Consider the following 11,810-nt stretch of genomic DNA (forward strand, 5'->3'; position numbering starts at 1 on the left):
CGGCACTAGCTCAGTTGGTAGAGCGCAACCTTGCCAAGGTTGAGGTCACGAGTTCGAGCCTCGTGTGCCGCTCCAATCTCTAAATAAACCCCAAAACACTTTCTTAAATATAAAGCCAAGTTTTGCTTACAGCTTACCGCTAGTTTTAGATCTGACCTTGGATTGTCGCGACAATCCGTCTAGCACCACCATGGTCTCGGTGTTCACCTAAATAAATACCTTGCCATGTGCCTAGCATTAAGCGGCCTTGATTAATTGGTATGGTGAGTTCAGCACCTAATGTACTGCTTTTTATATGGGCTGGCATATCGTCATCACCTTCATAATCATGACGATAATAACTTTGTCGTTCTGGTACAAAGTGATTGAAGTGACTTTCCATATCCATTCGCACAGTCGGATCTGCATTTTCGTTAATGGTTAAGCTTGCAGAAGTATGCTGAATGAAAAGGTGTAATAAACCGAATTTGTACTGTGTTATTTCGGGGAGTTGACGAAGTATTTCGTCATCAATAATGTGAAAGCCTCGCGAGCGAGGCTTTAATTGAATTGTTTTTTGCTGCCAACTCATAGTTTATCAAAGCTTACTTCGATATTGGCGTTACCGTCAGCTGACGTGAATGGAATTAACACCTTGGCACCTTCGCATTTGTGAGCAATTGTATGTCCTTTGCCAGACACTACAACTGGCGTTGCCATATCAAACTCATAGCCTTTTTCGCCAAGTAGGTTTTTAGCACCACCTGTCACCATGTTAGTGATTTCACCGACCATATCGGTAACTTCTTCATCGATAGTTTCTGGTCGTTCTCCGAGCATTCTTTCCATAATGGTTAATGCTAGGCTTTCATCAAATGAGATTGAAAGTGAGCCTTTTGTTTGTGGTCCAACCATACCTATTAAACCGGAAACATCACCACGGGCTACTTCATCTTTTTTTAAACTAGGTTTACCCGGTTTCAATTCTGTTTGAGCCATGGTGCTCAATACATTTAATAATGATGATAAAAATGGGTTGATGAACTCCACATTCATTATTTAATTTCCCTCAGGTTACGCAGCCAAGCTGCAATTATAACTTAAGTGTAGTGGCTGTTCAGAACAGTGCACTTAATCTTTGCAATTTTCACACTTTCCATGTGCTTCGATAGTTTGTCCAGAGACAATAAATCCACTTTCTGCGGCGAGATTATTCAGTTCGTGAGAAATCACTGTTGAATGTAACTCTTTAACAAAACCACAGCTGTCGCAAATTAATAGTTGTACAGGGTGAATATGATCGAAATGATGGCACAACATAAAAGAGTTAGTACTTTCGATTTTATGAATAAAGCCAAGTTCAGACAAAAAATCTAACGCGCGATAAATAGTGGCAGGTTTTGCACCAGACTCAGTTAATTTAAGTTGTTCTAATAAGTCATAAGCACCTACACCACCTTGCGCACTAGCTAAAAGGCGAAATACTTTTTCACGGATAGGCGTGAAACGTGCACCACGATTGTCGCAGACTTGTTTTGCTTTACTAACGAGTGATTCTATATTCATCTTCTCTTATCCTTACGCTACCGTGATATACTAACATACTGTATTGTAGTTGCAGTGTTTTTATTCGCTATCTCGTTTTCAAGGAAGTTTGTTAATGACTGAGTTGCTCGCCGCGTTCATTTTCTTTTTTGCTGTGATTGATCCAATCGGTACGGTGCCTGTCTTTATTGCTGTAACCCGCTGGGATGATGCCAAGTTTAAACGCAAAGTTGCACTTAAAGCGGTAGGAGTGTCGGCATTAGTTTTACTTTTCTTTGTTATTGCTGGGGAGTTGCTGTTAAACGCAATTAAAATTCCTTTATCGGCATTTCAGATTGCTGGCGGCATTGTTCTATTACTTTTTGCGCTGTCTATGATCTTTGGCGAGAGTAAGCCTGAAAGCGAAATTAAAAGTGTCCGTGATAGTACCGAAACGGCTATCTTTCCGCTGGCAATTCCATCTATTGCAAGCCCGGGGGCAATGCTCGGTGCAGTGTTGATGACACGCAATAATGAATACACATGGTTAGAGCAACTAGTTACCTCTGCGATAATGTTATCGGTGCTCATTATCGTCTTAGTCTTACTTTTATTGGCTACTCAAGTTCACAAATTAATTGGTGATAGTGGTGCCAGTATAATCAGCCGAGTGATGGGACTAATTTTATCTTCAGTGGCTGTGACAAACATTCTTGGCGGCATAGCTCACTACTTTGGTTTGAGTGTCGTTGGATAAGATGAATTAAAGTGCATTTTCAGTAATTTAAACTTTGAATATTTGTCTTCTTTTATCTAAGTTAAGAAGTAGGCAATAAAAATTTAAGGAATAGAGAATGCTACTCAAAAATGTTGTTTTATCAGTTTTTCTGATTTTTAGTTTAGGTGCTTGCATGGAGCCAACCTATGACAGTGGTAAGTTAAAAGTTATTGAAGTAACTGATCATGATTTTAAAATTAATGGTGAAAGCGCAGTAACAGTGATCATTGGTCATGCAAATGTTGCTGAGTACAGCTTTTCACTTCGTAAAAGTGATTTAAAGAAAGGTACACTTTTACAATCAGTGTCTGACAGCAACCCGAATGTTCGCGCTGATGGTACATTTTTTAGTGAATACTATGTGCAGTCAAAAGATCATGATACTCATGCATCAATTGAAATTGTTGAAATCGACCCTGTTGAAAAAGTAGCGCGTATTGCAGTGGGTGCCAAACTAGTTAACCTTAAGAACGAAGATTATAAAGAGTTAGAAATCACCATATTTGAACTTACAGGTAAAAACTTAGAACACCTCCTTAATGAAGTTAAAAGTTAACTTATCCACCATTTTGTAAGAAGTGAGTGTGTAGTCCACTTCTTTTATTCTTTTCTTCCCCATCTTTGATTATGTCATGTTGCGATTGAGCATTAGTGATATAATATCGAAAATTTTGTCAGGGCATGATGCATCTCTTAAAATTGCGTCATCGCTGTACTGAGCGTTAATCGTATTTAGGTAATCAAGTTGCAAGTAAACGTATTGATCTTTATAGGGGCCATGTTATGAGCACAACGACATTAAACCGCCGTTTTTCCGTGGCACCCATGTTAGATTGGACAGATCGTCACTGTCGAACTTTTCACCGTAAAATGACTAAGCATGCTGTGCTTTACACTGAGATGGTGACAACAGGGGCTATTTTATTTGGTAAAGGCGACTACCTTCATTTTAACCAGCATGAAGGGCCTGTGGCATTGCAGCTTGGTGGCTCAGATCCAGAAGCGTTGGCTAAGTGTGCAAAGTTAGCGGCAGAGCGTGGCTATGATGAGGTTAACCTTAATGTTGGTTGTCCTTCAGACCGTGTGCAAAATGGTCGTTTTGGTGCTTGTTTAATGGCAGAGCCGAAGCTGGTTGCTGACTGTGTTGCAGCAATGAAGGCCGAAGTGACTATTCCTGTTACAGTTAAAACGCGCATTGGTATTGATGAGCAAGACTCGTATGAGTTTTTATGTGCCTTAATTGAAGCAAGTCATGATGTTGGTTGTGATGACTTTATTATCCATGCCCGTAAAGCATGGTTAAATGGTTTAAGCCCAAAAGAAAATCGTGAGATCCCACCACTTGATTACCCGCGTGTTTATCAGCTGAAAAAAGATTATCCGCAACTTCACTTAAGTTTAAATGGTGGCGTGAAAACCATTGCTGATAGTGTGGCTCACCTTGAGTATGTTGATGGCATTATGATTGGTCGTGAAGCGTATAGTAATCCGTTTATTTTGTCTGAGGTTGATGAAAACATTTATGGTGATGAAGCCTTTACGCTTACTCGTCATCAGGTTGTGCGCTCTATGTATGACTATATCGAAGATGAAATGAGCAAAGGTGCTAACTTTTGGCATATTGCTCGCCACATGTTGGGGATTTTCCAAGGCCAACCTGGCGCGCGTGGTTTCAGACGTCACCTTTCAGAAAAGGGACATGGTAAAGCGGCTGATTTATCTGTTATGGATAAAGCCTTAAGTTTTGTCCCAGAAGCCTAATCATATCCCTCATTAAAAAAGCCACATTTTGTGGCTTTTTTTGATCCTAAAATTTGGTGAAAAAGTTAATTTTTTAGTCAAATTAGTTATTTTTCATTCAGTCACCAGTCAGTCTAATTCTTGATTTTTAAATCTCAACTTATTGTATTTAAATAGTTATTTTTATTTTTGTGGTAGTTGGCACAAGAATTGGAATCTCCTTGATGTATTAACCCAATAATCAACAGGAGAGTCACATGGGTGTTTTAAATCGCGTAAATGACATTATTCAGGCAAACCTTTCAGCTGCATTAGACAAAGCAGAAGATCCTGAAAAGCTACTGAACTTACTTGTGCAAGAAATGCAGGATGCATTGAGTGAGTGTCGTGCAACTGCAGCCACGTTTCTAACGCAAGAAAAGCAAATAAAGCGTGAAATTGCCGCTAAACAAGCAAAAAAAGCTGACTGGCAAGCGAAGGCAGAAAAAGCACTGAGTAAAGATCGTGACGATCTTGCCAAAGCAGCATTAGTTGAAAAACAGCGTTTAACTACAGAAATCGAAGCGCAACAAGCTGAAATGAATAAAGTGGCTGAGTCACTAGCAAAGCTCACTGAAGATTGTCAGCGTTTACAAAATAAGCTTGCAGATGCAAAAGCAAAGCAACTGACTTATATGCAAAAAGAGCGCGTTGTTACAGCACGTTTAAAAGTAAAAGAGCAGCTGCATAGCAGTAAAGTTGAAGATGCATTAGCGCGTTTTGACTACTTAGAGCAACGCGTTGAAAATATTGAATCGCAGGTTGAAGCGTATGAACTTACGCAAAGTGATGCGGCAAATTCAACAGCAGCACAAATTGCAGCGCTTGAGAAAAATGACGCGATTGATAAAGAACTTGCTGATTTAAAAGCAAGTATGAAGCAATCTGCTTAGGAGTTTAGTGATGAATACATATCATACATCAACACGTTGGTACCGAGATCTAAGTAACAAGAAGATCTCTGGTGTGTGTAGTGGCTTAGCTGCACGATTAGGCTTTCCGGTATGGTCTACACGTTTAGTCATGATCATACTACTTATTCAAATGCCGTTGTTAATAGGCTTGGGTTATTTAGTGGCTCATTGCACTTTACCAGTTAAAGGTTACTAGGAGTCTTTTATGAAAACGTTAGCTATCATCATCTTAGCAATGTTATTACTGTGCACAGATACAATTTCGTTTGTATCGTTTGATACATGGCAGTTGCCTTTGTCAATTGCGGATATGAGCTGGGCTGGGCTTGAAGTGCTTGGTGCTATCATCGCAGTAATTGCTGTTGTGGCTGGGGTTGCTTTATTTACTATTGGCTTAATTGGCGCAGGTGTTGTTGCTGTGATTGGCGTAGTGCTTGCGTTTTTATTTGGCTCAGTTGTAATTGCATGGCCGTTATTGTTAATCGCCGCGTTGTGTTGGCTGGTTGCCGATAACAAAAAATCAGTGGCTTAAGCTGTGAATAAACTGCCTTAATAGCCAAAGTATGCTAAATTTAGCGGGTAAGTAGATGTCTTAACAAGGATTAAAACATAATGAAGTTGTTACCCGCACTGTCTTTTTTTACTGCAAGTTTATTATTTAGTACGTTTACATCTGCCCATAGCGGTCATGAGCACAGCGAGGTTGCAGAAGTTACCGTGAGTGACGCCCAAGTTCGAGAATTCTTACCCGCTAGTAAAGCGACAGTTGCTTATCTTACTATTACCAATCCAAGCGATCACGCCACAGTGCTTACCAAAGCCGAACTGGATGGTTTAGGCCGCGTTGAGATTCATCAGCATACTCATGTTGATGGCATGATGAAAATGCAACAGGTTCTTTCACTGGAAATTAGCGCTCATAGTCAGGTGGAATTTAAACCTGGCGGTTATCATTTAATGGTTTTTGAACCAGAGGATGAACTAAAAGCAGGGCAAGAGCGTAAACTCACGCTATATTTTAAAAACGGCAACCGAGTTTTTACTCAAGCTAAGGTTGTGTCTTTACAAGAAATGTCTGAACAGGCTGCAAATAAGAGTGAACAACACTCACACCACTAGGAGGTACCATGTCTGAGCATAAAGGAAAAATAGCCAGCGCATTACTTATCATTTTAATTATTTTCTATGCAATTGCGGTTTACTGGAGTAGTGAACCAGATCGCATGGATGTTGTAAACAAGGCAAAACAAGAAGCCCAACAACGGGGTGAAAAGTTTGTCACTGGTTACACAACCACGTCAACACTCATTAATGTTGCAAGTACATTGTTAAATAAACCGGGTGGCTATTTATCAAATGATATTATGCCACCAAGTGTGATGATGGATAATATGCCGGCATGGGAATACGGGGCGCTTGAGATGACTCGAGACCTGGTATTGTCGATGCGTAAAGACTTTAGTCGTTCGCAATCACAGTCGACCGAACATGAGGCTCTAAAAAAAGCACAGCCGCAATTTAATATAAGTTCAGTAGCATGGGCATGGCCAAGTGCTGAGGCTGAATATCAAAAAGGCATTGATTCACTGATTGTATATCGAACTCAAATTGCGGATCAAAATGACCGCGATAGCCAGTTTTATGCCCGTGCAGATAATCTACGTGGTTGGTTAAAAGAGGCTGAAAAACGCCTAGGCAGTTTAAGCCAACGCTTAAGTGCCAGTGTCGGCCAAGAACGCTTAAACACAGATCTAGCCGGTGATACCGCAGCCCATCAAGCAACCTATACGCCTTTACAGAATCAGGTAAAAACATCGTGGTGGCAAATTGATGATGTGTTTTATGAGTCTCGTGGTGCAACATGGGCGTTGCTGCATTTTTTACAGGCAGTTGAATATGATTTTGCCGATGTCTTAGAAAAGAAAAATGCGCGTGTTAGCCTGCAACAGATTATTCGTGAATTAGAGGCCACACAAGAAACCGTGTGGAGTCCAATGATATTAAATGGTAGTGGTTTTGGCTTTGTAGCCAATCATTCATTAGTAATGGCGAATTATATTTCTCGAGCCAATGCGGCTCTAATTGAACTTAGCGAACTTTTAGCGCAAGGATAAAATGATGAAAAAGTACTGTTTAGCGGCCGCTTTATCGATGGCCTGTTTAGCTCCGACAGCGCAAGCTGACACATTATTAGGTTTATATCTTGGTGTTGATGGCTGGCAATCTGATAACAGCGGTAGTTTTGCCCAAGACGGTAATCTACAAAGCTTCAAATTTGATGATGAGACGTTTACGAGCTACTACGCAGCACTAGAGCACCCAGTACCACTTGTACCAAATATTAAACTTAAGTACACAGAGCTTGAATTAAACGGTTCAACCATGCTTGATGAAAGCTTTAGCTTTGGCGATTCTAACTATGTGGTAGGTACAACCGTTGGTACGGTAAGTGATTTGTCACATGTTGATTATATTCTTTACTATGAGATTTTTGATAACGATTTAGTGTCTATCGATTTAGGTGTCAATGCTAAACAGTTTGATGGTGAGATTACGGTAACGGGTACATCGCAAAACGGTGGACCAAGCACTACTGAGCGTGTTGATTTTTCAGGCTTTGTACCATTAGTGTATGGCCGTGCTGAAGTTGGCTTACCATTAACTGGCTTGAGTGTTTTCTTTGAAGGTAGCTTACTGGCTATTGATGATAGTAAGGTTCAAGATTATCAAGCCGGTATTGCTTATGCGTTACTTGATAACCTTGCTATTGATATGGATATTAAAGCGGGCTATCGTTCAATGACGCTAGAGCTTGATGATATCGATGATATCTACACAGATATTGATGCTTCTGGGCCATTTGCAGGTATTCAAATTCACTTCTAAATAGATGGTGAATCTATTATTAGCTGGCAGGCTGTTTTAAAGCATGCCAGCTAACGTCAAACTCATCTTCTAAGGATGTTGATAAAATATTTTTATAAGCTTTATTTATCGGTGTACTAATGAGTTTTTTAAGCTCATCACCGGTTTGAGTAAACTTATAGTAACTAAGCACCAAATCATTACTTTTAGCTTTTAATACAAGGCGCTGATTCATAAAACTAAGGGCTAACTCTTGTCCTGCTTTTAATACTGCTGATTCAATTTCTTTTCGATACAACAAGTTAATATCCATTAAAGTCAAAATGTCAGGAAAACTAACCGGGGTTTTGCCCAAGTTAAATGACACTTTATTGCCTTTTCTTAATAAATCAAAAAGCGACGGCTTTTTGTAAAAGCCCAAGAGAATTAAGTGACTGTGGTCTTTTTCGTTAAATCCACACAGCGAGGTGCAGCGCTGTAATGCATCGGCTTCACGCTGAGTCATAAATTTAAGCGTTTGTAAGCTTTTGATTGAAAATGTACCTGGAGCAACAGTTTCACCTGCCAATATTTTTGCCCACAGTTTTTGCATTGCAGTATTTGCAGTATCTTCGCATAAGCTAATAAAGCGCTCTATCCAATCGAAATCCGGTCGTTGTTGGCCAGTTACATCGGGGCAAAACGCCATCGCCATTGCCATAATGGTTTCGATATTTTCTTGGCGCTTTATTAATTGGATTTCTTGGCGTGTATGGGCTCTGTCGAGTAATGTTGCTTCAGCTTTTACTTGGTAGGGTAGCTGTTGTTGTCCTTGCGGCGAGTATTGTTCATCGTTTGTTTGATTGATTTTTACAGACGATGTTTTATGGATAGGGTATCCAAGCTGGTTTTCGATTATGTTAGCAAGATTAATTCTCGCTTGAGCCGCTTTGACTGTCATCGGTAGCAATTGCCTTTTCTGTTGTTGCTAACTGCGCATAGGTTTTTATATTGTTCAAAGCCAACTTAACCGAGTTATTAAGTATATATTGGCTTAATAAAGCGAGGTAGCCGCCAATAATAGGAGTGTTGACTTCACCTTGTAATGTGCATCTAACCTCAACGCCATCAGCGGCATTTGAAAAACGTATCTCGCCTTTTGCAATGTGTTCTTGGTTAAACAAAATATTAAACATCATTGCATTTTTATTTAGTTGGGTAATGGTCATCTCGCCTTTGCCAAAGCGACTTTGCCAAAACTGATGAGCGCCAACGCCTTGGCTTGGCTCTGCAATTATAAATTCAATACTTGGGTCAACTGCTTGCCAAGGTTGCCACTCAGGCCATTGGTTAAAATCACTAACCAAACCTGAGATTTCTTCGGCGCTTGCTGATATTCTTATCGACTTATCAACAGTGTATTGTTGAGAAAGCATTAAACCCACCACAAGCGCGATGAGTGTCATAACAAATAATGCTTTTAAACTCACAAAGAATAATTTAATAATCTCACCTCAGGCAATAGTTTTATATCTTTCATAACATTATACGTATCTTAGGCTATAATCTTTTTGATACGACTGTATATGTTATCACTAATGTACCACAGTCGAATAAGTGATAGAATTTTTATGCATCGTTGTAAAGTGGAGAGTCACCATCGATACAGTTTTACGGTGTTCACTTTAAGGAATTATTAATGACATCAGACAGTAATGACTTTTTATTTAACGACCAAGATGATGAGCAGCTTCTCGAAGAAACTGTATCTGATTTTTGGGATGTATTAATAGTCGATGATGATCCTGAAATACATTCTGTCACTAAGCTAGCTTTATCTGGGGTTGAGTTTTGGGATAAAGGCTTGCGATTCCATCATGCCTACTCTGGTGCAGAAGCGCTCGAATTACTTAAAAAAGACCATTCTATTTCCGTTATTTTACTTGATGTTGTGATGGAGTCAGATGATGCTGGCTTACAAGTTGTGAAGCAGGTCAGGGAATGCCTAAAAAATCATAATATTCGTATTATTCTTCGTACTGGTCAGCCAGGGTATGCCCCTGAAGAAAAAGTAATCCGCGAGTACGATATTAATGATTACAAAACTAAAACTGAGCTGACTCGTAGTAAATTGATTACTTCACTGGTAACAGCTATCCGTTCTTATGAACAAGTTTGCCAGCTCGAATTTCAAAGCCGCGCATTAAACAATATTCTACTCGCCTCGAAGGCTATTTTAGGCTTTACCGATATCAAAGCTTTTACCATGGCTGTATTAAAGCAGCTTTCGTTTATTTTAGATTGTGAGCCTCACGGCTTACTGTGTGGTTCGATTGAAGATGACGATCGGGTTTTTGTTTTGGGCGGTGGCGCTGAATACAACGATGTAATTGGTCAGCGAATTGAGCAGCTTGATAATGGTCGTATCATTTTACAAGTGAAAAACTGCTTAGCACAAGGTGAGCATCAACATACTGAGCTTGACAGTACCTATCTACTAAAAAGTAAAAATCGCCAAGCCGCGATTTACTTAGAAACTAATCAAACGCCAAGCCCGTCGCAGTTACAATTTGCCGAGATCTTTTTAACCAATGTAAGTGTTGGTCTTGATAATGTGCGCTTGTTTAACCGTTTATGTGATGCAGCGTATAAAGATATTTTAACAGGTCTTCCTAATCGTAATGATTTTATCAACAAAGTAGAGCGCTTTTATCAGCCCGGTAAAACAGACTATGTTTTTTTATTGATTGATGTTGCCCATTTCTCTGATATCAATAATGGTTTAGGGCAAGAAATTGGTAATTTGCTTTTAAATGCCATTGTTGAAAGGCTGCAACAAGAGTATCCAGATGCCGAGCTACTTTCTCGAATAGGTGCTGATGTGTTTGGTTTGATATTACCAAAACAGCGTTATGACCTTGAGCAGTTACGCGAACATCTTAGTTTACCTTTTACAGCTGGCGAACATATTTTACCTATCAATTTTAAGATTGGCTTGTGCCTTCAAGGTGACTTTCAGAAAGCGGGTATTGAAACACTAAAATTGGCATATATAGCTTTGAACCAAGCTAAAAAGAATTCCTCTGAAATGGTCGTCACGTATACTCCAGAGATGGAAGAGCAGATGGCATGGCGCTTAGGGATTATTAGGCAGCTTCGTCAAGACTTTGAACAACGTAAACTTGAAGTGTGGTTCCAGCCGCAACTAGATTTGAATACATTAGAGATCATTGGCTGTGAAGCATTGCTACGTTGGCCGTCAGGGAATGGCCAATATATTTCCCCGGCTATATTTGTTCCCTTGGCTGAAGACGCAGGTTTAATTGTTGAAATAGGGCAGTGGGTACTAGAACAAGCATGTTTACAACAAAAGCGTCTTGAACAGCTTGGCTTTAACATTAGTGTTGCTGTAAACGTTTCAGTGCCACAGTTTAAAGTGAAAGGTTATGCGCAGCAGGTTAAAGACACTCTAATAAAATATGAAGTTAAGCCACAGTTTATAGAGCTTGAAGTAACCGAAAGTGTGGTAATGGACGAGCTGAGCAATGTTATTACCACTCTTGAGGAGTTAAAAGCATTTGGCATTGAAATTGCGATTGATGACTTTGGTACAGGCTTCTCATCGTTGAGTTATTTGCAAAAACTGCCGTTAGATAGACTCAAAATCGACAGAGCATTTATAAAAGATCTACCAGGTAAGGGGTGTGAGGCTATCGCTGCGTTAATTATTTCTTTGGGTGCAAGATTAGGTCTAAAAACAATTGCAGAGGGAGTTGAAACACAAGCACAAGCTGATTATTTACTTGAGCTTGGTTGTGATGAAGTACAAGGATTTATGTACGCTAAGCCTATGCCTGAGAACGAGTTAATCACATATTTACAAGCCAAACATTAATTAGCTTAGCTCTTGACCCTAGTTACTTGCAGCGCCCTTCAATGTGAAGGGCGTTTTGTTTTCTATAATAATCCATAAGAGTGGGTTATAATTCGCC

The 11,810-nt window shown here is 39.8% G+C and carries 15 protein-coding genes; 10 read left to right on the forward strand and 5 right to left on the reverse strand.

Annotated features, from left to right (window positions below; translation table 11 throughout):
• Positions 1-145: 145 nt before the first annotated feature.
• The 3 genes from ACSFVZ_RS19025 to ACSFVZ_RS19035 form a co-directional block, all read right to left on the reverse strand.
• Positions 146-571: a secondary thiamine-phosphate synthase enzyme YjbQ gene (locus ACSFVZ_RS19025; RefSeq protein ID WP_235382415.1), complete on the reverse strand. Its 426-nt coding sequence runs from the start codon at positions 569-571 to the stop codon at positions 146-148.
• Entirely contained in the window at positions 568-1,035 is a 468-nt protein-coding gene (locus ACSFVZ_RS19030; RefSeq protein ID WP_135923412.1) for a chemotaxis protein CheX, read from the reverse strand. The genes ACSFVZ_RS19025 and ACSFVZ_RS19030 overlap by 4 nt, the downstream gene beginning before the upstream one ends.
• 75 nt (positions 1,036-1,110) lie before the next feature.
• On the reverse strand, positions 1,111-1,545 hold the full coding sequence (locus ACSFVZ_RS19035; protein WP_138558083.1) for a transcriptional repressor: 435 nt from the start codon (positions 1,543-1,545) through the stop codon (positions 1,111-1,113).
• A 94-nt stretch (positions 1,546-1,639) separates the two neighbouring features.
• On the opposite strand from ACSFVZ_RS19035, the gene ACSFVZ_RS19040 reads away from it, so the two are divergent.
• From ACSFVZ_RS19040 to ACSFVZ_RS19080, 9 genes are all read left to right on the forward strand, one after another.
• Positions 1,640-2,260: a MarC family protein gene (locus tag ACSFVZ_RS19040; RefSeq protein WP_135923414.1), complete on the forward strand. Its 621-nt coding sequence runs from the start codon at positions 1,640-1,642 to the stop codon at positions 2,258-2,260.
• A gap of 154 nt (positions 2,261-2,414) precedes the next feature.
• Entirely contained in the window at positions 2,415-2,837 is a 423-nt protein-coding gene (locus ACSFVZ_RS19045; protein ID WP_171040436.1) for a hypothetical protein, read from the forward strand.
• Between the two features lie 227 nt (positions 2,838-3,064).
• Positions 3,065-4,042 (forward strand): tRNA dihydrouridine(20/20a) synthase DusA, encoded by a 978-nt coding sequence (gene dusA, locus ACSFVZ_RS19050; RefSeq protein ID WP_135923416.1) that lies wholly within the window; start codon positions 3,065-3,067, stop codon positions 4,040-4,042.
• A gap of 236 nt (positions 4,043-4,278) precedes the next feature.
• Positions 4,279-4,953: a PspA/IM30 family protein gene (locus tag ACSFVZ_RS19055; RefSeq protein WP_235382416.1), complete on the forward strand. Its 675-nt coding sequence runs from the start codon at positions 4,279-4,281 to the stop codon at positions 4,951-4,953.
• A 10-nt stretch (positions 4,954-4,963) separates the two neighbouring features.
• Complete coding sequence (locus ACSFVZ_RS19060) at positions 4,964-5,170, forward strand: PspC domain-containing protein (RefSeq protein ID WP_135923418.1); 207 nt, start codon at positions 4,964-4,966, stop codon at positions 5,168-5,170.
• Between the two features lie 9 nt (positions 5,171-5,179).
• A complete protein-coding gene (locus ACSFVZ_RS19065; RefSeq protein ID WP_135923419.1) occupies positions 5,180-5,506 on the forward strand; it encodes a hypothetical protein in 327 nt (108 codons plus the stop codon).
• 80 nt (positions 5,507-5,586) lie between these two features.
• Positions 5,587-6,093: a copper chaperone PCu(A)C gene (locus ACSFVZ_RS19070; RefSeq protein WP_135923420.1), complete on the forward strand. Its 507-nt coding sequence runs from the start codon at positions 5,587-5,589 to the stop codon at positions 6,091-6,093.
• Between the two features lie 8 nt (positions 6,094-6,101).
• Positions 6,102-7,088, forward strand: coding sequence for a DUF2333 family protein (locus ACSFVZ_RS19075; protein WP_235382417.1), 987 nt, complete (start codon positions 6,102-6,104; stop codon positions 7,086-7,088).
• A gap of 4 nt (positions 7,089-7,092) precedes the next feature.
• On the forward strand, positions 7,093-7,860 hold the full coding sequence (locus ACSFVZ_RS19080; protein ID WP_135926227.1) for a TIGR04219 family outer membrane beta-barrel protein: 768 nt from the start codon (positions 7,093-7,095) through the stop codon (positions 7,858-7,860).
• Between the two features lie 19 nt (positions 7,861-7,879).
• On the opposite strand, the gene ACSFVZ_RS19085 is transcribed toward ACSFVZ_RS19080, so the two are convergent.
• Together ACSFVZ_RS19085 and ACSFVZ_RS19090 are read right to left on the reverse strand one after the other, a co-directional pair.
• Positions 7,880-8,779 (reverse strand): TIGR03899 family protein, encoded by a 900-nt coding sequence (locus ACSFVZ_RS19085; protein ID WP_235382418.1) that lies wholly within the window; start codon positions 8,777-8,779, stop codon positions 7,880-7,882.
• Positions 8,748-9,284: an SRPBCC family protein gene (locus ACSFVZ_RS19090; protein WP_435559439.1), complete on the reverse strand. Its 537-nt coding sequence runs from the start codon at positions 9,282-9,284 to the stop codon at positions 8,748-8,750. The genes ACSFVZ_RS19085 and ACSFVZ_RS19090 overlap by 32 nt, the downstream gene beginning before the upstream one ends.
• 233 nt (positions 9,285-9,517) lie before the next feature.
• Between ACSFVZ_RS19090 and ACSFVZ_RS19095 the strand changes: the two genes are divergently transcribed.
• Positions 9,518-11,713, forward strand: a complete 2,196-nt coding sequence (locus ACSFVZ_RS19095) for a bifunctional diguanylate cyclase/phosphodiesterase (RefSeq protein ID WP_235403631.1) — start codon at positions 9,518-9,520, stop codon at positions 11,711-11,713.
• The last annotated feature ends 97 nt before the right edge of the window (positions 11,714-11,810 follow it).

The sequence above is a fragment of the Pseudoalteromonas nanhaiensis genome (genome assembly GCF_051235485.1).
In the GTDB taxonomy this organism is placed as follows: domain Bacteria; phylum Pseudomonadota; class Gammaproteobacteria; order Enterobacterales; family Alteromonadaceae; genus Pseudoalteromonas; species Pseudoalteromonas lipolytica_C.